We start from the raw sequence: 20,723 nt of genomic DNA on the forward strand, positions 1-20,723 counted from the left end.
CATCCCGATCACTTCTCCGCTAAGAAAACCGGCTTTTTCCGTCACGAGAAAGGCGGCCAGATGGGCGACGTCCTGCGGCGTGCCGAACCGTGGGGGCGTCTGTTACATCGGCGTTGAAGATCTGCGCGCCGGTGTCGGCGGCGAGGCGTTCGGCCCCCTGCCGGTCCTTGCGGTAGGTCGGCGCTGCGCGGCCAATTCGCGGGCACTGGCGGCACCGATGCCGTTGGAGCAGCCGGTGATCAGGGGCAGGGACATTAATCAGCAGACCCCGCCCGGGCGGGGTCTGCAAGGCGGCCTCACTGGGGCCGGGTTGCGCGCGCTTGTCTGCTGACGGCGCGCGTTACGCGGTCAGGTCCAGATCGACCTCCGGCATGATGTTCAGGCGGTCCCGGATCGTCTGGGGCAGATGCCGGGCGCTGGAAATACGCGGGCGGGCCATTTCCGGGATGATCCGCTCTGCCCCGTAGAGATCGACATAGTCCTGATGATTGTCGAATGCGCGGCGGTCGCGGTAGTCGATGAAGGTCTCCGACGGCGCGCCGTTGGCGAGGATGATCTCATGGCCTTCGGTTTCCACGTGGTAGACCGTGACGCGATCCTCAAGCTCTGCCAGCGGCACAAAGCTGATGGTGGTGCCGTTGACCAGCGCGGAGGCATTGATCACGACCCCGTCGAGGATCATGCCGTGGTCGGCGGTCACGGTCAGGTCGCTGTGGGGCAGGCCGTTGCCCAAGGCACCGGCGCGGATGCGCACAGGCTGCGCCTTGCTGCTTGAGAAAGTCCTGTGAATGATCTGCCGGCCGGTCCATCTGACCGGCACCACCCGGCCATCAGCGGTCAGGATCGGCTGACCGATCTGGAGGTCCTCGACGGCACATGAACCGTCCGGAGTGGTGATGGCGGTTCCGGCCAGAAAACAGGCAGGTTCAAAGACCAGAGGTTGAGACGTGTTGAACTGGTTCCAGTTTTCGATGTCGTTCAACAGGACCCCATCTGCGCCGAAGAAGTCATAGTTGTCGTCGAAGAGGATCAGGAACTCGGACTCGGCCGGGAAGATTGGATCAGCCCCGAAAATGAACCCGGTCTGGTTGCCGGTGGACGCAAAAAACTGGTTTGTTCCGTAGTAATAGGCGCTGGCAGTGTAGACGTCGAACCCCGAGCCGCCGGGGTCCGGGCCCTGGTTCACCGGGGTCAGACCCGCGGAGATCCATTCCGGCGGGGGAATCGTGTCGAGTTGCATCAGTGTGATCTCGTCCCCGGGCTGGATCGAACCGTCGTCGATCAGGGCAGTTATCTCGACGTCGAGATTGGTGGGGTCGGCAGTGGCTGGAGAGTTCTTGGGGCCGATGCCGACTTGCGACTCAAAATGGAACGTTGTCGGCATGTTTTCCTGTCCCTCAATAAATAGCTTTATGCCGACCCACACTCCCAAAGGTTAACGATAAGTCAAGCATCTTGCCGAAATGCAGGATTGGCACAGCGCAACCGATCAACCAAAAAAAGGCGCCGAAACGCCCTTTCTACGCGAGTTCAACCGGCTCATTCCGGCGCGATCGACTCTTTCGCCAGAGGGCCAAGAACGTGAAGTTGCACGTCACCGCATTCGGTGCAGTCCACCGCATTCGCGGTCTTGATCCGGTCAGGCAAGGCGTGCCAAGTCGGGGGCAACGGAGGCATCGACAGGCTCCAAACAGTCCCGGATCTGCTGCGGCAGCATGCGCCGGGACGAAATCCGAGGGCGCGCCATCTCGGGGATGATCCGCTCGACCCCGTAGAGGTCAAGGTATTCGTTAAAATTGTCAAAGGCGCGGCGGTCGCGGTAGTCGATGAATGTCTCCGACGGCGCGCCATTGGCGAGGATGACGTCATGCGCCTCCGTTTCGACGTGGTAGACGGTAAAACTGTCCTCAAGCTCTGCCAGTGGCGCAAAATCGATGGTGGTGCCGTTGATCAGCGCGGAGGCATTGATCACATGGCCGTCAAGGATCATGCCGTGATCGGCGGTCACGGTCAGGTCGCTGTAAGGCAGGCCGTCGCCCAAGGCACCGGCCCGGATGCGGACAAGCTGTTTGCCGGGACCGGAAAACAGGCTGCGCAGGGTCTGGCGGCCGATCCATCTGACAGGTACGGGTCTGGCCGCAGCGGTCAGGACGGTGTCCCCGATGGTCAGGGTCTCGACAGGGATGTCTCCGGTGGGTGTCGCGATCAACGTTCCGGCGGCAAAGCAGTAGGTATAGCTTGGGTCGCTGGATGCGTTTACAACGCCCGGTCCAAGTGTCGGGTTGTTTGACGCGACATAGGCGGAGGACCCGTCGAACAGCACCGGGTCGCCGTCAACGGTCAGGCCGACCAGTTCATAGGGGCCGCTGGCCAAACCGCTGGATACCGTCCAGGTGACATTGTCGCCCACGGCCGTGGAGGTGTCGTTGACGCCATCGGCACCATCGCTGACGGTAGAGGAGATGGCATTGGGGCCTTGCAATTGATAGTTACCCGATCCGTCGACTCCGCCGACGACAAAGATATGGGTAAAGCTTTCGGACATCTGGAAACTCCGCGTGGGACAATGGCGACATAGAGATATGGAGCGCAGGTTAGCGACGGCGCAACACCGGAGCCAGCAGTTTGTCAGAGAGGCCGCGACAAAGAAAAGGGCCGCTGTCCCAAAGGAACAGCGGCCCAAAATCCGGTTTAGAGTCCGGTGGTATTTCGTCGATTATTCGGCTGCGATCACCGATTGACCCGCCAGATTGCGCAGCACGTAATGCAGCACGCCGCCGTGTTCGATATATTCCACCTCTATGGCGGTATCGATCCGGCACTTCAGCGTGATCTCCTTGGTGGAGCCATCCGCCATTGTGATGGTGCAAGGCACCTCTTGCAGCGGTTGCACGGTGTCCAGACCTGCGATCGAGACCGTTTCATCGCCGGTCAGGCCCAGCGATTTGCGGGTGTCGCCGCCGGTGAACTCGAACGGGATGACGCCCATGCCGACAAGGTTCGACCGGTGGATACGCTCAAACGATTCCGCGATGACCGCCTTGACGCCCAGCAGCGCCGTGCCCTTGGCCGCCCAGTCGCGCGAAGAGCCCGCGCCGTACTGTTCGCCGCCAAAGATCACCAGCGGGGTGCCAGCGTCCTTGTAGGCCATCGCCGCGTCGTAGATCGAGGTCTGGTTGCCATCGGGGCCTTTGGAATAGCCGCCCTCGACGCCGTCCAGCATCTCGTTCTTGATGCGGATGTTGGCAAAGGTGCCGCGCATCATGACCTCGTGGTTGCCGCGACGCGAGCCGTAAGAGTTGAACTCGCGCTGAGGCACCTGGCGTTCGGTCAGGTACTTGCCCGCCGGGGTGGTGTCCTTGAACGACCCGGCCGGAGAGATGTGGTCGGTGGTGATCATGTCGCCCAGCAGGGCCAGAACGCGCGCGCCCTCGATATTGGTGATCTCACCTTTCTCCTTGCCCATGCCTTGGAAGTAGGGCGGGTTCTGGATGTAGGTCGAAGTCGACGGCCAGTCATAGGTTTCCTGTTGCGGAACCTCGACGCCCTGCCATTTTTCGTCGCCTTTGAAGACGTCGGCATATTTGGACTGGAACGCCTCACGGGTGACGGTTTCCTGCACCAGATCGGCCACTTCCTTCGTGGTCGGCCAGATGTCTTTCAGGTAGACGTCGTTGCCGTCCTTGTCCTTGCCAAGGCTGTCCTTGGTGATGTCGACGTTCATGTCGCCGACCAGCGCATAGGCCACGACCAGCGGCGGCGAGGCGAGGTAGTTGGCGCGCACATCAGGCGAAATACGGCCTTCGAAGTTGCGGTTACCGGACAGGACCGAGGTGCCGATCAGGTCATTTTCGTTGATGCACTTCGAGATTTCCTCTGCCAGCGGGCCAGAGTTGCCGATGCAGGTTGTGCAACCGTAGCCAACAAGGTTGAAGCCCACCGCATCCAGATCCTTTTGCAGATCCGCCGCCTCAAGATACGCAGAAACGACCTGCGATCCCGGTGCCAGCGAGGTCTTGACCCAGGGCTTGCGTGTCAGGCCAAGGGCCGCGGCCTTGCGGGCCACCAGGCCTGCGCCGATCATGACGTAGGGGTTCGACGTGTTGGTGCAGGAGGTGATTGAGGCGATCACGATAGAACCGTCGTGCAGCTGATAGCCGTGCTCATCCGTCTTGACGAAGCCGCGCTTGTGGTGGCCTTCGTCACCGGGGATGTCCACCGGCTCGGGCGCGCCGCCTTCACCTTCCCAACGCACTTCTTCCTTGGGGGTGGCGTCTTTGCCGGCGCGGATGCCCTTGACGTATTCGCCAAAGGTTTTGGCCGCCGCGTCCAGCGCGATGTAGTCCTGCGGACGCTTGGGGCCGGAGATGGCCGGGACGATGGTGCCCATGTCCAGTTCCAGCGTGCTGGTGTAGACCGGATCGTAATCCGCGTCGCGCCAGAAGCCGTTTTCCTTGGCATAGGCCTCGACCAGCGCGATGCGATCCTTGTCGCGGCCGGTGTTGGTCAGGTAACGCAGGGTTTCGTTGTCGATCGGGAAGAAACCACACGTCGCGCCGTATTCCGGTGCCATGTTGGCGATGGTCGCACGGTCCGCCAGCGGCAGGCTGTCCAGCCCTTCGCCGTAGAATTCCACGAACTTGGACACAACGCCGTGGGCGCGCAGCATTTCAACAACCTTCAGCACAAGGTCGGTGCCGGTGGTGCCTTCGACCATCTTGCCGGTCAGCTTGAAGCCGACAACCTCGGGGATCAGCATGGAGATCGGCTGACCCAGCATGGCGGCTTCGGCCTCGATCCCGCCAACACCCCAGCCCAGAACGGCGGCGCCGTTGACCATGGTGGTGTGGCTGTCGGTGCCGACCAGCGTATCGGGGTAGGCAACCATGTCGCCGTTCTGGTCAGTGTCGGTCCAGACGGTCTGGGACAGGTATTCCAGGTTCACCTGGTGGCAGATGCCGGTGCCGGGGGGCACAACGCGAAAGTTATTGAACGCGGTCTGGCCCCACTTGAGGAAGGTATAGCGCTCCATGTTGCGCTCATACTCGCGGTCCACGTTCATCTGGAAGGCGCGCGGGTTGCCGAATTCGTCGATCATGACCGAGTGGTCGATCACAAGGTCGACGGGGTTCAGCGGGTTGATCTTTTGCGCGTCGCCACCCAGTGCCTTGATGCCGTCGCGCATCGCGGCAAGGTCGACCACGGCGGGAACGCCGGTGAAGTCCTGCATCAGCACGCGGGCCGGACGGTAGGCCAGTTCACGATCGCCTTTGCCGCCGTTCTTGGCCCAGTCGGAAAACGCCTTGATGTCATCGACGGTGACGGTCTTGCCGTCCTCGAAGCGCAGCATGTTTTCCAGCACCACCTTCAGCGCGGCGGGCAGTTTGGAAAACTCGCCCAGACCTGCGGCCTCTGCGGCGGGGATCGAGTAATAGGCGACGGTCTGGCCGCCGGCCTCTAGCGTCTTGCGCGTCTTGGCGCTGTCATGGCCTACGGTGATGGTCATGGGAAATGCCTCCGATGGGGTGACGAAAAGGGTTGCTTGCGCCCCTCATGCCGAAACCCGGCGAGTCTATCAAGGGGGGTGCGTCGTTTTTGTATACCGTCGCACACAATTAAGCGGACAAAGCTCAGGATATGGCCCGTTGCGCTTCGAAATAACGCACCATCCCTGCGTAAACACTATCCGAAGTCACAAGGCTGTCGATCAATTCTTGGCCCAACGCACGGACTGCGGCGCTGGCCCCGGCATCTTCGACCACTGAAACGGCAAGGCGGTAGTTTTCCCACTGGTTATAGCGCTGCCGTTTCAGATCGGGGCGGTTCAAGCCAAAGATCCGTTCGCTGGCCGCCACGATGTCGGCGGCCCCGGGCACATCGGGACGGGGGATCAGCAGGACCTCTTCGATCCCCTCGAAGACCTCCCACGCAAAGACCTGCTCGGGGTCGTCGATATAGGGGTTGGGGATCAGCGGTGCCTCGGCCCGGTGCGCGGCCTCAAAGCCCGACACCGCCAACGAGTCCAGCGGGTCAGGGGCAAAGCGGAGCGCCAGAGCGGCCAGTTCATCCGGGGTTTCCGCGCCTGTCAGAACCGGGCCGGGCATCTGCGGGCCGGAAATGGCAAAATCCGCGCCCTTGTAGCGCTGATTGCAGATCGCGCAGGAGGCCAGATAGTTGTCATAGACATAGGCCAGCCACCAATAGACCTTTTTCGGGCGGTAGTGTTCGACATCGCCGTAATAGGTCGTCGTGACCTGCGTTTCGCAATAGGCGCATTTGCCTTGGCTTTCGCGCAAAAGCTGGTCCTTGCTGTCCTTCCATTTCGACGGGATCTTGGGTTTGACGGGCGCGCCCGCGGCCACCTGTTCACGCACCTCCCCCAGCAGGGTCAGCAAGCGGTTCAGGGGTTCGTCCCCGCGAAAATCCTGATGGATCGCCTCGGCCCGCCGGTCCCGCGCCAGCCGGATCATTCCGACGTCTCCCCCTTGGCGGCCAGCACGCTGCGCAGCAACTCTTGCTGGCGCGGGGACAGTTGCGCCGTTTCGACCGGATCGTCAGGGACCGACCCGACCTTGCTGGCGATGCGCTGCATTTCGGCGGCGTCCTCGACGCTGCGCTCTGGTTGCCGCGCAAGACTGCGATAGCGGTCTTTTTCTTGTTCCAGTTCCATCGACTCGTCGCTGACATGGCCAAAAGCCTCTGTCACGATCAACTGGTTCAACAAGAAGGTGCCGGGATCGCCGCTGAACTGCTCAATCTCGGGTGCCCCCCCTTCGCGGCGAATGCAGTAATGCAGCGCGCCTTCGGGGGCCTGTTGGGCGGTGACAACGGAATGGGTGGTCACGACAAGCTGCATATGCGGCAGTTGCTGGTCCAGAAAGGCCAACAGGCGGCGTTGCCATTTCGGATGCAGGTGCAGGTCGACCTCATCAATCACCAGCAAACCGCGCGCGTGCAGCGGTTGCTGGTAGTCGTCGAAAATCAGCGTGATCTGGTATAGCAGGTCGCCGATCCACGCCGCGACGTTCTGATAGCCGTCCGACAGTTGATCCAGTGGCACCAGCCCGTCCGGCGTCTGGAACATCAGCGTCTCGGCCTGCTTGTCGATATGGGCAAAGCTGAGATCGGGCAGAAAGTCATCCAGCACCCGGCGCACCACCTCTATCCGTTCCCCGTCCGAGGCGTAGTCCAGCCGCATCGCCCATTGTTCCAGCGGGTTCAACTGGGCGTTGCGGTCAAAGAGCGAGGCCATGGAGCGCGCGCGGGGATGTCGGAACCGACCATCACTGTCGAACCGCCCGCCCGAGGCAAGGCGACGGGACGAGCCATAGGCAAAGATCGGATAATTGCGGGTGGTATGGGCCAGCGCCTCGTTCAGCCGCCGCAACGTCTTTTGCGAGCGCGCGATAAAGGCGGTCGGCCCTTCGCCGCGATGAAACTCCAGCGAAATCTTGCGCGCGTCGTCGTGTTTGGTTGAAATCACAACTTCGATCCGGCCCGTCTCGGCACCTTTGCGAATCCAGCTATCGCTGTCGCCGACCAGTTCGATTACCGCGTCCGATCCGCCCATCACCGCGCCGATGGCCTTCAGCACGGTGGATTTGCCAGACCCGTTCTCCCCCAGCAGGACCGTCCATTTGCGGTTGTCCGCGCCTTCGATGTCAAAATCGATCTCGACGTCCACGAAACAGCGGATGTCCGTCAACCTCAGGTGTCGCAGGTACATGGCGGAAGGGCCCTTTCGACTGCCAGTGGCCACAGCTTGCGGCAGGACGGAACGTTAGGCAAGGCGCGCGCTTTGTGTCACGTTATCTCCCAAAACCTTGATTGGTGTTCAGGAACACGCTTGGATAGACCGGGGTTGGGGATAACGGACAAGGGCACGGATTTCATGCACAGAGTTGCGGGATACATGGCGGCGGGATGGATCGCGCTGGCCGGGGCGGTTGCCGCTCAGGGCAACCCTGTGGTGGTCGAGCTGTTTACCTCGCAGGGGTGTTCGTCCTGTCCGCCCGCCGACGATATCCTTGCCGAGTTGAGCGACCGTGAAGATGTGATCCCACTGGCCCTGCACGTGGATTATTGGGACTACATCGGCTGGAAAGACGAATTTGCCCAGCACGCCTTTACCGCACGGCAAAAGGCCTATGCCCGCACCGGCGGCTGGAAGATGATCTATACGCCGCAGATGGTGGTCAACGGGGTCGACGATGTGGTCGGCTCGCGCCCGATGAAGCTGAACAAGCTGATCCGCAAACACGCCGCGATGCCCTCACACGTGGCGCTGACCCTGACCCGGGATGGAGAGTACATCGTGATCCGGGCCGAGGCGCAAAGCGGGCTGCGGCCCTGCGACATCCATGTGGTGCGCTATACACCGCAGGAGCAGGTGCAGATTGTCCGCGGAGAAAACGCTGGCCGGACGCTGACCTATTCCAACATCGCGCGCAGCTGGGATGTTGTGGCGCGCTGGGACGGGCGCAGCGTCTATGAGGGCAAGGTCAAGGTTGGGGCCGGAGCGCCTGTGGTCGTGCTGGTGCAGGACCCGTCCGACGGTCACATCGTGGCGGCGGCGCGCTTGCGCTGACGTTTCTTCTGGCGCTTGGGTTTCCAGCGCCGGTGCGTCCACATCCATTGACCGGGGTCCGCTTCGATCCGCGCCTCTAGCCGGCGGGTGGCCTCACGCATCATGTCCAGCGGCGTACCATGTGCAATCGGTTCCTCGACGATGCAGTCAAAGCCATAGCCGTCGGCGCGGCGGATGCCGAAATAGGGGATCAGCAGGGCGTTGGTCTTGAGCGCGATTTCGGCGGGGGACAGGGTCGTCGGCGCGGGTTGCCCCAGAAAGTCGATGGCGGGGCCAGAGCTTTCGAACACGTCAAAGGCCATGGCGGCGATGCCCCCGTCGCGGATATGTTTGAGCAGGTCCATCAGGCCGCGCCGTCCCTGAACAAAGACCGGGTCGGCCACGTCACGGTAATTCTGGATATAGCGCGCGTTCGAATAGGGGTTCGACAGCGGGCGCAGAAAGCCGCCCACCGGAATGCCCCGCGCCACCAGCGCGCAGCGTGCGCAGACCGGATTGCCATAATGCCCCGACAGCAAGAGCACCGGATGCCCCTCGGCGCGGGCGGCCTCCAGCGCGGACAGGCCGGGACCGGAGACCGGATAGGCCGCGCCCCGGCGCAGCATTTCCTGAGGATCGTAATTCTCGATCAGGGCCCGGCCGAGGTTGTCTATTGCGGCCTCGGCGATGGCGCGTTTCCTTTCGGCAGTGGTGCCGGGCCAGACATGGTCGATATTGGCCTCGGCCCGGGCGTACCATCCCAAGGGTGGCGCAATAAGGCGACGCACGGCCCAGCCGACCAGTGCAAGCCTGCTGCGCACTGGAAGCAGGTTTACCGTCCCGATGAACCCGCGCAGCGCGAGGTCGGACAGACGGTCGCGCCATCCGCCGTGTTTTGGCGCGTCTTTCTTCTTGGCGTTCTTGCCCATCTGTCGTCCCGAAACCAAGCCTGTCTCGTACCTAGGCGGCGAGGCCGCGGGCGGCAAGAGGGCGCACCCCGCAAGCCCGACCGGTGGTCACGGCGGGCGCAGCGGCGCTTGAGGCCTATTCGTCGTCGGGATTGCGCAGTTCGATCTCCCCCACGGTGACAAGATCGCGGATCGCGCTGACAACCGCCGACATGGCGGCCTCACCGTTCTTGGCCTTCACCTCTCCCAAGGCAGAGGCCTCTTCGCGGATATTCTCACCCAGCCGTTTGGACATGTTGGCATAGAGGAACTCGACAGCTTTCTTTTCCTCATCCGACCCTGCAGAGGCTGCCGCCATTGCGGTGGCAAGCGCGTCCGGCGGCACGTCGCGGGTGATCTTGGGCACGTCGATGGCGTTCAGCCGTTCCGGGATATTGGCGAAGGTAAAGATCGCCTTGCGCACGGCCTCGGCGAAGTCCGCGTCTTCCTGTTCGAGGTTCTGCAACAATTCTTCGCGCACCGCTGTATTAGAATAATTCAGGATGGCCCCCAGCCGTTCGTCCGGGCGCGCCTTGAAGGCCTTGAGCGGTTCGGCGTCGATCTGCGCGGCAAGGCTGATCCCGATCCGGTCCACCGCGTCGGGGGTGACGCCGGTGGTCATCGACACCGCGTAGGAAATCCGCCGCGCCTTGTCACCGGGCAGTTTGGCCAGCACCTGCGCGGCCTTGCCGACGTCGATCTTGGACAGCATGACGGCAGCGATTTCCGTGCTTTCCGAGGTCACCAGCGCGCGCAGCCGGTCCACATCCAGCGCGTTGATCCGCTGCCACGGATCGCCGGTCTGGCGCACCCCGGCCTCCTTGCGCAGGCGGTGCGCGGTGTGGGCGTTGATCTTGCCGTCAAGCGCGTTCAGCGCGCCAGCCATGTCACCGGGAAACGCAAGGCCAACCGATTCGAGTTCGTTCGAGAACTCCTCAACCACGGTGTTCAGCGTTTCGCGGTCCACATAGCGCATGTTGCCCAGCAGCATCGTCAGTTCGGCCTGATATTCATCGGGCAGGGCGGACAATGGCACATCGGCCCCTTCGTTCAGCAGGAACTGTACGATAATGGCGGCCTTGGCCTTGCGGCTGAGCGGCGGTTTGCCGGGGCGGACGGCGGCAGGGGCGGGCAGGGCGGCAAGGGCTGACATCCGATAATTCTCGACCATATTGTTGGCTACGAAGGACAGAGGTAGCGTGACAAGGTTTCCGAGCCGTTAAGCCCACTGGTCAGAAAGTCCGGGCGAAACGATTGCAATTGCACATAAATTTCAAACCGCGATTCATCTCCGGTTAGGGTTCGCAACGCAGGTTGACCCGAGGTGATGGACGGTGAGGAAAGATTATGCATTCGGTGACGCAGGGCGATAATGGGGAGAAGGCGGTTTCGACGTGCCTTGTGATCGACGACGATACGTTTGACCGCCACATGATCAAACGTTGCGTCGGACGAGAGCGGCCCGACATGCGTCTATATGAGTGTTCCACCCTGTCCGAGGCGCGAAATTTCCTGGAACAGGCCAGCGCCGATCTGATCCTGATCGACAATCGGCTGCCGGACGGTCTTGGGGCCGATTACGCTCAGGAATTGCGCAATGACAGCCGAATGGCGGACGCGGTGATTTGCGTGGTGACGGGCGATGATCTGCGCAGCCTCGATTCCGACATCGCCGCGCTGTCAAAGGACCGGCTGTCGACGCGGACAATCTGGGACATGGTCAGCGGGTTTCTTGCAGAGCGTGAAATCCTGAGATCGTCCGAAAAGGCGCAATTGGTGGCGGAATTTGGCGACCAGATGGGCGAAAACCTTGCTCCGGGCATGGCGCGGATGCTGCGGACCTTGCGCATGTCCCGCGCACGGGTGGCCCGCCGCGATCCACAAAAGGCAATCGACGAACTTGATAAGCTTGAGGAAATGCTCATTGCGATGTCAGAGGTTGTCTGCGGCGGTGTTCAGCAGCGCCGCCCCACCCCAGAGGCGTAGGGACGATCCCAGACCCCTTCAAACGAAAACGGGCCGCCGCGACGGCCGCCCGTTTCAAGGGGTCTCTCGTTTTCCGACCTTCATAGTGTTAAGGCGCGCGGCAATTCAGCCGGACATGACCACGCACGTCTTGGTCGTGGCGTCATAGGTGGTGCCGTCGGCACAGGTCATTACCTGTTCGGCGTGGTCTGAGCATGCAGCAATCGCGAGTGCCGGGGACAGGGCCAATGCGGCTGCGGCGATCAGGGTCTTCAGCATCATCTTCTTGGTCCTCCTGTTGCGAATACCCCAAAAGGTAGCATGGCGGCGGGAAGGAACCAAAACAAAGTTGCGCAAAGCAGGCTGTGCCGGTCAGAAAGCAAATGGCCCGCCTGATTGGCGGGCCATTGCTGTCAGTCGCCAAAAACGCGGGCAAAGATCGTATCTACGTGCTTGGTGTGATAGCCAAGGTCGAATTTCTCGTTGATCTCTTCCTCGGACAGGGCGGCGCGCACTTCATCGTCGGCCAGCAATTCCTCGCGGAAATCCGTGCGGTGATCCCAGACCTTCATCGCGTTGCGCTGGACCAGACGATAGGCGTCCTCACGGCTGACACCGGCCTGCGTCAGCGCCAGAAGCACCCGCTGGGACATCACCAGACCGGGGAATTTGTTCATGTTGTCCAGCATGTTCTGCGGATAGACCAGCAGCTTGTCGATGACACCCGTCAGGCGCGACAGGGCAAAATCCAGCGTGATGGTGGTGTCGGGGCCGATGTTACGCTCAACCGATGAGTGCGAGATGTCGCGCTCATGCCAGAGCGTCACGTTCTCCATCGCCGGGACCACGGCCATGCGCACAAGGCGGGCAAGGCCGGTCAGGTTCTCGGTCAGCACCGGGTTCTTCTTGTGCGGCATGGCGGAAGAGCCCTTTTGCCCCATGGAGAAGAATTCCGCCGCTTCTAGCACCTCGGTCCGCTGCATGTGACGGATTTCGGTGGCGATGTTTTCAACCGAAGAGGCGATCACACCCAAAGTGGCAAAGAATGCGGCGTGACGGTCGCGCGGGATGACCTGCGTGCTGATCGGTTCCGGCACCAGACCCAGCTTGTCACAGACATGCTCCTCGACCGCCGGGTCGATGTTGGCGAAGGTGCCGACCGCGCCGGAAATCGCACCCGTGGCGATTTCAGAGCGGGCATCGCGCATCCGGCTGAGGTTGCGGTCCATCTCGGCGTAGAAGCGGGCAAAGGTCAGGCCCATGGTGGTCGGTTCGGCGTGGATGCCGTGCGACCGGCCGATGCGCACCGTGTCCTTGTGTTCCAGTGCGCGCCTTTTCAGCGCGGCAAGAAGGCCCTGCAAATCCGCAATCAGGATGTCCGCCGCGCGTACCAGTTGCACGTTGAAACAGGTGTCCAGCACATCCGAGGAGGTCATGCCCTGATGCACAAACCGCGCCTCGTCGTTGCCGATGATCTCTGCCAGATGGGTCAGGAAGGCGATGACATCGTGTTTGGTCACCGCCTCGATCTCGTCGATGCGGGCGACGTCGAACTGAACATCCTTGGCTTTCCAGACCGCTTCGGCGTTTGCCTTGGGGATCACTCCCAGCTCTGCCTGCGCGTCGCAGGCATGGGCCTCGATCTCGTACCAGATGCGGAACTTGGTTTCGGGGCTCCAGATGGCCACCATTTCGGGGCGGGAGTAACGGGGGATCATGGCGCAAACCCTTTCGTGCATTGTCTCTGGCAAAGTGCTGCCTTTACGATGGCTGTACATGTCCTGCAAGGAGCACGCGATGAGACGGATTGCCCTGATCCGGACGCTTTTGACCTGTGCCGGGGCGATGCTGCGGTTCGGTATCGTCCGGTGAGCCTGAGAACGCTGACGGATTTCCTGGGCGCCTGGCGGGTGGAGCGGTCCATCCGACAGGACGACGGCAGCGAAGGCCGGTTCGAGGGCACCGCAGAGTGGCGACCAGAGGACGGCGGCGCGCTATATCGCGAAACCGGTCAGGTCTGGCTGGGCGGGCAAGGGCCGTTTCTGGCAGAGCGCAAAAATCGCTGGGCGACGGACCTGCGGGTCTTTTTTGAGGACGGGCGCTTTTTTCATCAGGTCCCGCCACAGGGCGGCGAGGTTGCCCACTGGTGTCCGCCCGACCAGTATGACGGTCTGTATGATTTCGCGCGCTGGCCGGTCTGGCAGGTGACGTGGCGCGTGGATGGGCCACGCAAGGCTTATGTCAGTTCCACCACCTATACTCGGGCAGGGGCGTAATGGTCCTGATTCGGACATGCCGCCGCCCGACGGGCGAAACGGTATGCCGTGGTATCCACATAAGGCTTTGAAAATGCGTGTCTTTTCATCTTTACTTTGCACCCGCAGCATTCCATATAGCACCATCTGACCGGAGCCGCGCCATGCCCCCCATCCAGGATCACCCGCTGCGTTACAAGCTGGCCAATGAGCTGCACGCGCGTCCTTTTCCATCGCTGACGGCCCCGTGCCGGGCGATTTATCTTGCGATCAAACAGCCACGGGATGCGGCGTCGCGCGATCGCAGTCTGGATCTGGCACATCTGATCGACCTGCTTGACCGCCACGACACCCCTCATCCGCAGCCCGGCGCGACCCATTATCAGGGCCAGATCGGGCAACACATGCTCAAGTGGGAGCAGCACACCGAATTTGTGACATACACGGTCTTTATGCCGGGGCTGGGGGAGCGGCCCTTCGATCCGGCGGATTTTGATGTCTTTCCACTGGATTGGCTGGACAACGCGCCGGGGGTTCGCGTGACCTCGGCCATGATCCGGATCGAGGAACGACCCCACGACGATCAGGAAATCAGTCGCAACCTGAACAACTGGATGGTCCCTGAAAGCATCGCGGTCAGCGAAGTGATCGACCGTGACGCGGTGATCGCCGGAGATTTCCGCATTGATCCCGCCGGGCATCAACGGTTCGCGGCCTTTGTCTGTCAGGGAATCGGGCAGCGCCGGGTGGGGCGGATCGTGCAGCGTCTGTGCGAGATTGAGACATACAAGGCGATGTCGATGCTGGGGTTCACCCGCGTGCGCGAAATTTCGCCCCGGATGGGTGAGATCGACGCCGAACTGACGCGCCTCATGCAGATCATGACAGAGGACGGCGGGCAAGAAGAAGCAACGCTGAAATCGCTGCTGAGTGTTTCGGCGGAGCTGGAAAGCCTATCGGCGCGCACCTCATTTCGGCTGGGCGCGACGGGGGCCTATGAGGCCATCGTGGGGCAGAGGATCGAGGTGCTGCGCGAGGAGCGCTTTCAGGGGCGGCAGACGTTTTCGGAATTCATGATGCGGCGCTACGATCCGGCCATGCGCACGGTCAAAAGCGCGGAACGCAGGCTGGAAAGCATGACCCACCGGGCGACCCGCGCCGCCGATCTGTTGCGCACAAGGGTAGAGGTGGGGCGCTCGGCGCAGAACCAGCAACTGCTGGAAAGCATGAACAAACGCGCCGAATTGCAGCTGCAACTGCAAAAAACGGTCGAGGGGCTGTCCGTCGTCGCGATCAGTTATTACGCGGTCTCGCTGGCGGGGTATTTGCTGTATCCGGTCGGTGAGATGCTGGGGATCAGCAAAGGGATGCTGACGGCCCTCGTGACCCTGCCCGTCGTGGCGGTGGTCTACTTGATGATCCGGCGCATCCGCCACCATGCCGAGGGCGAGGCCAGCGGGCCCGACTTGTGAGCGGCTCCTTCTGATCACGTAAACCTGCCTGATCCCACGAAAAAAAGGGCACCGCCAGCGCCGGGAGTGGTGGCGCGGGCAATGCCCTTTCTCCTCCCTCCTCCCCGGAGGTCGTCAGCCGAGGGTTACTCGGCCGGGTGCAAGGCGGCGCGTGGGGCGCCCGACAGCACGATATTTGTCAGAAGCGCACCGGCGACGATGGCCGCCAGAGCCAGCAGCGCGGCGATGGACAGGGTCGGCACGCCGGACAGGCCCGCGCCCACTGTGCAGCCGCCCGCCAGAACCCCGCCGACACCCATCAGCGATGCGCCTGCTAGGTAGCGACCTGTTTCGGACGGCGACGAAAAGCTCTGCCACTGGAACCGGCCCGCAGCCAGTGCCGAGACGAAGGCACCCGCCAGAACGCCTCCGACCAGTCCGACACCAAAGCCCGCCGGGATCGAGGTCGAGGCGACGGTCCAGAACAGCGTGTCTGACCATGTCGAGGTGAAGGCTAGGCTTTCCATCGCGATCGGGTCGAAATCGTCATACAGGATGAACCCGGTTCCGACCCAGCCCAGCGGCACCAGCAGACCGATCAGCGCGGCCCCGGCCAGCGCCTGCCAGCGGTTGCCCGAGCGCAGCGCATAGGCCAGCGCCGCAGCGGCCAGCAGCGCGGTCCACAGCGTCGCACCGCCGGGCAGGGCGGCAAGGCTGGTGGTCTCGCCCAGCGGCACGGTCACTTCGGCCAGCGTGGTGCGGATCGGGGCAAGGATACCCTTGAGCGTGGCATGGGCAACAACGGCAAAGACCGCCAGAACGGTCAGCGCCCGCAGGTTGCCGGATGCTGTCAGCACCGTCAGGCGCGAGACGCAGCCACGGGTCAGCACCATGCCCGCGCCAAACAGTGCGCCACCGATCACGATGGCCGCCACCGGCAGGTCTGTGGCCAGAAAGCGGTGGTCGCCAAAGCTGATCCAGTCCATCGCCGCAGCGGCCTGCGTACCCAGAAGGGCAAAGCCGAGCGCAGTCAGCCAGACGCCAAGCGCCGCGCGACGGTCTTCACCGACAAGGCCCCGGCGCAGGCAGAACCGCGTGCGCTCGGCCAGCAGGCCAAAGACAGCCCCAAGGATCAGCGCAAACCAGACCACCACCTGCGGCGCGGTCAGGTCTTCAAAACCCAGCGATTCAAACATGTCAGCCTCCGGAAACAGGAATTTTGTTCCAAATGAGGGCGGTGGAGGTACTTGGCAAGCACATAACCTATGGTGCCTTGTTTGGATACCGGAACAGTTTCCCAGTTGTGACGTCCCGGCTGGAATGTATTGACCGACCGGATCGCAGGAGTGCGGGTCAGTGTTCGGCGCAGAACCAACTGGGACGCGGGGTTATCCTTTTTTCGCAAAGCAGTGGTTTCAGCCGTCGCAGCCATGAAAAAGGGCGGCCCAGCATGGCCGCCCTTTAAAGGATCGTGTCCGTTAGAGGCGCGACTCAGCGGCCCCGGATGCGCGGATCCAGTGCATCGCGCAACCCGTCGCCCACGTAGTTCACCGACAAGACGGTCAGCGAGATGGCGATGCCGGGCAACAGCACACGTTCGGGGAATTCCTCCATCCGCACCACGGCGTCGGCCAGCATCTTGCCCCATGTGGGAAAGTCCGACGGAAAGCCGACCCCGAGGAACGACAGCGCCGATTCCGTGATGATCGCCGTCGCCAGACCAAGTGCGGCAGAGACCATGATCGGTGACAGCACGTTTGGCAGCAGGTGGCGGCGTATGATCTTGAACGGGGTGGTGCCGATGGACCGGGCCGCCAGCACGAACTCGCGCTCCTTGATGGCCAGAATGTCGCCGCGCACGATCCGCGCGGTCGGCATCCAAGAGGTGATGGCGATCATCGTCACGATCAGGATGAACATGCCGCCCTCGGGTCCAAAGTTTGCCCGCAGGGGTTGTCGGAACAGTGTCACCGCCAACAGGACCAGCGGCAGGATGGGCAGTGACAGGAACAGGTCGGTGGTCCGCATCAGGAAACCGTCCAGTCGCTTGAAGAAACCAGCCGCCACACCGACGGCCGTGCCGATCACAAGGCTCAGGATCATCGCCGCCCAGCCGACCGCCATCGAGGCGCGCCCGCCGGCGATCATCTGCGCCAGCTGGTCGCGGCCAAGTTGGTCAGAGCCGAAGGGTTTGAGCCAGCCGGTCTTGGCACCGGAATCCCAAAGCGCGACATAGATCGGGCGAAAGTCCTTGTTGCGGATGTCGATCTTTTGCGGATCGACCTGATAGATCCAGGGGCCGACCAGCACGGCCAGCGTGATAAAGGTCAGGAACCCAAGGCCGAACATCGCGCCCTTGTGTTTGCTGAACTGGTCCCAGACGTCCTTGCCACGCGACCTTGGCGGTTTGGACGGTTCCTTGTCCTGTAGCGCCTCGATGGCCTGCAAAGGCATGTCCTTGGTGACGATCACATCGTTTTGCGGGCTGTCAGTCATAGCGGATCCTCGGGTCGAGCAGGCCGTAGAGGACGTCAGCGATCAGGTTGAAGAGAACGATCAGCACGGCAAAGATGAAGGTCAATGTCATGACCATGGGCAGGTCATTGGCGCTGAGCGCGGTGATCAGAAGCTGGCCGATGCCGTTCACCTTGAACACGTTCTCGGTGATGATGGCGCCGCCAAAGATCGACGGTATCCCCAGCGCGATCACGGTGACGACCGGGATCATCGAGTTGCGGACAACGTGGACGTTGACGACAATCGCCTCGGACAGGCCCTTGGCACGGGCGGTGCGCACATAGTCCTGATTGAGGTTGTCCAGCGTCGAGGCGCGCATGTAGCGCGACAGTTGCGCCGTGATCTGCAACGCCAGCACCAGTACCGGCATGATCATCTGGCCAAGCTGTACCTTGAAGCTGGCCCAGTCGGTCACTCGCAGCGTGGTGTCGTAGATTGACGGAAACCAGCCAAGCTGGACAGAAAAGATCACGATCAGCAGCGGCCCGGTGAAGAAGGGCGGGATCGAAAACCCGATCATGGTCACAAAGGTGCCGGCCTGATCAAAGACCGAATATTGCCGGTAGGCAGAGTAGATGCCGACGGGCAGGGCGATCAGGATGGCGACGATATAGGCCGTGCCCACAACCCAAAGCGTCTGCGGAATGCGCTGGATGATGATGTCCATCACCGGCGACCGGGTCTGCCACGAGATCACCCGTTGCACGCCCTCTGTCATGTTGGTGCCAAAGAGCCAGTCGAGAAAAACTCGCGGCTCGACCCAGAAAACCTGAACCAGCCATTTCCAGTATTGCACAAGGGGCGGTTCGCCCAGTCCAAGGGCCTCCCGCATCTTCTGTTTGACCTCATCGGGGACGGTCAACGGAACGTTCGCCATCGGATCTCCGGGGGCGAGTTGCAGAAGCATGAAGATGACAAAGCTGATGAATAGAAGCGTCGGGATCGTTAGGATCAGACGTCGCGTCGCGAATGAGAGCATCGGCGCCTCAGTTTATTGCGGCACAGGGCCGGGGGGGCAGGCCGGGATCATACCCGGCCTGCGGGCGGGGCGCAGTGTGCGCCCCGGTTCACGGGATCAGTCCATCCGATACCAGTCGGCCACGTTCCACAGTTCGCTGTCCCAGACGTTCAGCTTGACGCCGCCAAGGCTGTTGGCGTGTGCCGAAAGACGGCCACGGTGGACCAGCGGGATCATCGAACCACGCTCGAACGCCATGCGCGACAGTTCCTTGCCGATGCGCGAACGCTCGGCCATGTCGGCGGTTTCGGACAGTTGCTTGTGCAGGGCGTCGAATTCCTCGTCGCAGAAGCGGCTGATGTTCTCACCCTGCCACTGGGTCGCGGGACGCGGTGCCTTGTCGCACAGCCCGTTGCCCAGATAGGCCTGCGGGTCGGTGCCGTTGAAGGTGTTGGCGTACATCTCGACGTCGGCATAGAACTTCTGGAAGGTGTCGGGCGAACCCGCGTCACCGCCAAAGAAGACCGAGGCGTCGATCGAGCGCAGCTCGACTTCCATGCCGATTTGCTCCCACCAGTCCTTGATCAGCGCCTGAAAGTCCTGACGGACGGCGTTGACAGAAGTCTGGTAGACAATCGACAGCGGCACGCCGTCCTTTTCGCGGATGCCGTCACCGTCGGTGTCGACGATGCCTGCGGCGTCCAGCATGGCCTTGGCGCCGTCGAGGTCCTGCACGTCGCAGCCTTCGATTTCCACGGCAAAGGCGGCAGGTGCGGGCACCCAGGAGCAGGATACGCGACCGGCCTGACCATAGCCGATCTCAACCAGCAGCGGGCGGTCGATGGCCATCGACATCGCCTTGTAGACGGCGGGGTCGGACAGGAACGGGTGCGGGCGGATCACCGAACGCTCATCCGGGCCAAGCGCCGGATCGGGGTTGGTGTTGTTCAGCATGATGCGTTCCAGCAGCGGGCCAAAGCCTGCGACCGGCACGCCCTTGCCGCCTTCTTCCATCTTGGCGATGACGTCGGGGGCCAGTTGCAGGTTCCATGCGTAGTCGAATTCGCCGGTTTCCATCACGGCCGTACCCGCAGCCGCAGCCGAACCGCCACCTTTGAAGGTCACGCTGGCAAAGGCGGGTTTCGCCGGATCACGGTAGTTGTCGTTGGCGACCATGGTGATCACGTCGTTCGGCTTGAACTCGGTGACAACAAACGGGCCGGTGCCGATCGGGTTGAAGTTCTGCTCGGTGCAGGTCGATGCCGCGGCGCCCATGCAGCTTTCGAACTGGGCTTTCTGCAGGATCGGGCTCTCACCGCCGACGAAGGGGCCGTAGGGGTTGGGAGTCGGCGCGTCGAATGTGACGATGATGGTGGTCTCATCCGGTGTCTCGACCGAGGTCACGCCCTCGAACTTGGTCAGCTGCGCGCAGCCGCCTTCGGGGTGTGTGCAGTATTCATAGGTGAAATTCACATCCGCCGAGGTAAAGGCAGAACCATCCGACCACTTCAGGCCGGGGGTGAGCTTCCACGTGATCTGGGTCAGGTCCTCGGACACGCCGCCGTTTGCGACGGTCGGGATCTCTTCGACCAGCCAGGGCACCAGCTCTCCGTTTTCGTTGTAGCGCGCCAGCGGCTCGATGATCATCGAGGCCGATTCCACGTCCTTGGTGCCGCCCGAGAGGAAGGGGTTCAGGATCGAAGGGGCTTGCCAATAGAGAATCTTGACGTCGCCGTCCGATCCTCGTTCGGCAAATGCAGCAGGGGCCAGCGCCATTGCGGCAGCGGCCCCAAGCAATAGAGACTTGAGTTTCATAATGTCACTCCATGTTGGACGGGACCGGATGTCTCCTCCGGTCCCTTTGTTTGTGGTGAGATAATCGGCACGCCGTAGCGACCAATGCAACCGCAGATCTGGCAACGATACGCCGGAAACCCCACTCCGTCCCCATCGAAAGCAGAAGATGCACAAAATGCAAGCTTTGCCTAACGTAAAAGCACAGTGGGTCTTTACAGGGCGCGCGCCCAACCCATAGCCTCGACAATCAGAAGCTGGGGAGCGCGA

General features: G+C 62.2%; 17 protein-coding genes. 4 read left to right on the top strand and 13 right to left on the bottom strand.

Translation table 11 applies throughout. From position 1 onward, the window contains the following. Positions 1-340 precede the first annotated feature (340 nt). From VOI21_RS10935 to VOI21_RS10955, 5 genes are all read right to left on the bottom strand, one after another. On the bottom strand, positions 341-1,384 hold the full coding sequence (locus tag VOI21_RS10935) for a Hint domain-containing protein (RefSeq protein ID WP_323769905.1): 1,044 nt from the start codon (positions 1,382-1,384) through the stop codon (positions 341-343). 255 nt (positions 1,385-1,639) lie between these two features. Next, positions 1,640-2,545, bottom strand: a complete 906-nt coding sequence (locus VOI21_RS10940; RefSeq protein ID WP_323769906.1) for a Hint domain-containing protein — start codon at positions 2,543-2,545, stop codon at positions 1,640-1,642. Between the two features lie 171 nt (positions 2,546-2,716). Continuing rightward, positions 2,717-5,506, bottom strand: coding sequence for an aconitate hydratase AcnA (acnA, locus tag VOI21_RS10945; RefSeq protein WP_323769907.1), 2,790 nt, complete (start codon positions 5,504-5,506; stop codon positions 2,717-2,719). Positions 5,507-5,630: 124 nt separating this feature from the next. Further along, entirely contained in the window at positions 5,631-6,470 is an 840-nt protein-coding gene (locus VOI21_RS10950; RefSeq protein WP_323769908.1) for a hypothetical protein, read from the bottom strand. Continuing rightward, complete coding sequence (locus VOI21_RS10955) at positions 6,467-7,726, bottom strand: AAA family ATPase (protein WP_323769909.1); 1,260 nt, start codon at positions 7,724-7,726, stop codon at positions 6,467-6,469. The genes VOI21_RS10950 and VOI21_RS10955 overlap by 4 nt, the downstream gene beginning before the upstream one ends. A gap of 165 nt (positions 7,727-7,891) precedes the next feature. On the opposite strand from VOI21_RS10955, the gene VOI21_RS10960 reads away from it, so the two are divergent. Next, positions 7,892-8,587: a DUF1223 domain-containing protein gene (locus VOI21_RS10960; RefSeq protein WP_323769910.1), complete on the top strand. Its 696-nt coding sequence runs from the start codon at positions 7,892-7,894 to the stop codon at positions 8,585-8,587. Here VOI21_RS10960 and VOI21_RS10965 read toward each other — a convergent pair. Together VOI21_RS10965 and VOI21_RS10970 are read right to left on the bottom strand one after the other, a co-directional pair. Continuing rightward, complete coding sequence (locus VOI21_RS10965; RefSeq protein WP_323769911.1) at positions 8,557-9,495, bottom strand: lysophospholipid acyltransferase family protein; 939 nt, start codon at positions 9,493-9,495, stop codon at positions 8,557-8,559. The two genes, VOI21_RS10960 and VOI21_RS10965, sit on opposite strands and share 31 nt — an antisense overlap. A 115-nt stretch (positions 9,496-9,610) precedes the next feature. After that, on the bottom strand, positions 9,611-10,666 hold the full coding sequence (locus VOI21_RS10970; RefSeq protein ID WP_323769912.1) for a flagellar motor switch protein FliG: 1,056 nt from the start codon (positions 10,664-10,666) through the stop codon (positions 9,611-9,613). Positions 10,667-10,860: 194 nt separating this feature from the next. On the opposite strand from VOI21_RS10970, the gene VOI21_RS10975 reads away from it, so the two are divergent. Then, positions 10,861-11,499 (top strand): response regulator, encoded by a 639-nt coding sequence (locus VOI21_RS10975; RefSeq protein ID WP_323769913.1) that lies wholly within the window; start codon positions 10,861-10,863, stop codon positions 11,497-11,499. A 105-nt stretch (positions 11,500-11,604) separates the two neighbouring features. Here the strand turns inward: VOI21_RS10975 and VOI21_RS10980 are convergent, their stop codons facing one another. Continuing rightward, positions 11,605-11,760, bottom strand: coding sequence for a chitin-binding domain-containing protein (locus VOI21_RS10980; RefSeq protein ID WP_323769914.1), 156 nt, complete (start codon positions 11,758-11,760; stop codon positions 11,605-11,607). 131 nt (positions 11,761-11,891) lie between these two features. After that, positions 11,892-13,196, bottom strand: a complete 1,305-nt coding sequence (purB, locus tag VOI21_RS10985) for an adenylosuccinate lyase (protein ID WP_323769915.1) — start codon at positions 13,194-13,196, stop codon at positions 11,892-11,894. A 48-nt stretch (positions 13,197-13,244) separates the two neighbouring features. Here purB and VOI21_RS10990 point away from each other — a divergent pair, with 48 nt between their 5' ends. Beyond that, positions 13,245-13,754: a DUF6314 family protein gene (locus VOI21_RS10990; protein ID WP_323769916.1), complete on the top strand. Its 510-nt coding sequence runs from the start codon at positions 13,245-13,247 to the stop codon at positions 13,752-13,754. 143 nt (positions 13,755-13,897) lie between these two features. After that, positions 13,898-15,205, top strand: a complete 1,308-nt coding sequence (locus VOI21_RS10995; protein WP_323769917.1) for a DUF3422 domain-containing protein — start codon at positions 13,898-13,900, stop codon at positions 15,203-15,205. 125 nt (positions 15,206-15,330) lie between these two features. Here VOI21_RS10995 and VOI21_RS11000 read toward each other — a convergent pair whose 3' ends face one another. From VOI21_RS11000 to VOI21_RS11015, 4 genes are all read right to left on the bottom strand, one after another. Beyond that, the gene (locus VOI21_RS11000) at positions 15,331-16,380 is read right to left on the bottom strand and encodes a YeeE/YedE family protein (RefSeq protein ID WP_323769919.1); all 1,050 of its coding nucleotides are present in this window, start codon (positions 16,378-16,380) and stop codon (positions 15,331-15,333) included. 295 nt (positions 16,381-16,675) lie between these two features. After that, complete coding sequence (locus tag VOI21_RS11005) at positions 16,676-17,680, bottom strand: ABC transporter permease (RefSeq protein ID WP_323769920.1); 1,005 nt, start codon at positions 17,678-17,680, stop codon at positions 16,676-16,678. Next, positions 17,673-18,680: an ABC transporter permease gene (locus VOI21_RS11010; RefSeq protein WP_323769921.1), complete on the bottom strand. Its 1,008-nt coding sequence runs from the start codon at positions 18,678-18,680 to the stop codon at positions 17,673-17,675. The genes VOI21_RS11005 and VOI21_RS11010 overlap by 8 nt, the downstream gene beginning before the upstream one ends. Positions 18,681-18,776: 96 nt before the next feature. Continuing rightward, positions 18,777-20,474, bottom strand: a complete 1,698-nt coding sequence (locus VOI21_RS11015; RefSeq protein WP_323769922.1) for a peptide ABC transporter substrate-binding protein — start codon at positions 20,472-20,474, stop codon at positions 18,777-18,779. Positions 20,475-20,723: the final 249 nt, after the last annotated feature.

Origin of the sequence: Antarctobacter sp. (assembly GCF_034670325.1) — a bacterium.
Taxonomy (GTDB): domain Bacteria; phylum Pseudomonadota; class Alphaproteobacteria; order Rhodobacterales; family Rhodobacteraceae; genus Antarctobacter.

Bases quoted from the DNA above. Each gene is read 5' to 3' on its own strand.
- VOI21_RS10970 (WP_323769912.1), bottom strand. From the start codon at position 10,666: ATGTCAGCCCTTGCCGCCCTGCCCGCCCCTGCCGCCGTCCGCCCCGGC.
- acnA (WP_323769907.1), bottom strand. From the start codon at position 5,506: ATGACCATCACCGTAGGCCATGACAGCGCCAAGACGCGCAAGACGCTA.
- VOI21_RS10980 (WP_323769914.1), bottom strand. From the start codon at position 11,760: ATGATGCTGAAGACCCTGATCGCCGCAGCCGCATTGGCCCTGTCCCCG.
- VOI21_RS10940 (WP_323769906.1), bottom strand. From the start codon at position 2,545: ATGTCCGAAAGCTTTACCCATATCTTTGTCGTCGGCGGAGTCGACGGA.
- VOI21_RS11005 (WP_323769920.1), bottom strand. From the start codon at position 17,680: ATGACTGACAGCCCGCAAAACGATGTGATCGTCACCAAGGACATGCCT.
- VOI21_RS10950 (WP_323769908.1), bottom strand. From the start codon at position 6,470: ATGATCCGGCTGGCGCGGGACCGGCGGGCCGAGGCGATCCATCAGGAT.
- VOI21_RS11000 (WP_323769919.1), bottom strand. From the start codon at position 16,380: ATGTTTGAATCGCTGGGTTTTGAAGACCTGACCGCGCCGCAGGTGGTG.
- VOI21_RS10960 (WP_323769910.1), top strand. From the start codon at position 7,892: ATGCACAGAGTTGCGGGATACATGGCGGCGGGATGGATCGCGCTGGCC.
- VOI21_RS10990 (WP_323769916.1), top strand. From the start codon at position 13,245: ATGGCTGTACATGTCCTGCAAGGAGCACGCGATGAGACGGATTGCCCT.
- VOI21_RS10965 (WP_323769911.1), bottom strand. From the start codon at position 9,495: ATGGGCAAGAACGCCAAGAAGAAAGACGCGCCAAAACACGGCGGATGG.
- VOI21_RS10935 (WP_323769905.1), bottom strand. From the start codon at position 1,384: ATGCCGACAACGTTCCATTTTGAGTCGCAAGTCGGCATCGGCCCCAAG.
- VOI21_RS11010 (WP_323769921.1), bottom strand. From the start codon at position 18,680: ATGCTCTCATTCGCGACGCGACGTCTGATCCTAACGATCCCGACGCTT.
- VOI21_RS10975 (WP_323769913.1), top strand. From the start codon at position 10,861: ATGCATTCGGTGACGCAGGGCGATAATGGGGAGAAGGCGGTTTCGACG.
- purB (WP_323769915.1), bottom strand. From the start codon at position 13,196: ATGATCCCCCGTTACTCCCGCCCCGAAATGGTGGCCATCTGGAGCCCC.
- VOI21_RS10955 (WP_323769909.1), bottom strand. From the start codon at position 7,726: ATGTACCTGCGACACCTGAGGTTGACGGACATCCGCTGTTTCGTGGAC.
- VOI21_RS11015 (WP_323769922.1), bottom strand. From the start codon at position 20,474: ATGAAACTCAAGTCTCTATTGCTTGGGGCCGCTGCCGCAATGGCGCTG.
- VOI21_RS10995 (WP_323769917.1), top strand. From the start codon at position 13,898: ATGCCCCCCATCCAGGATCACCCGCTGCGTTACAAGCTGGCCAATGAG.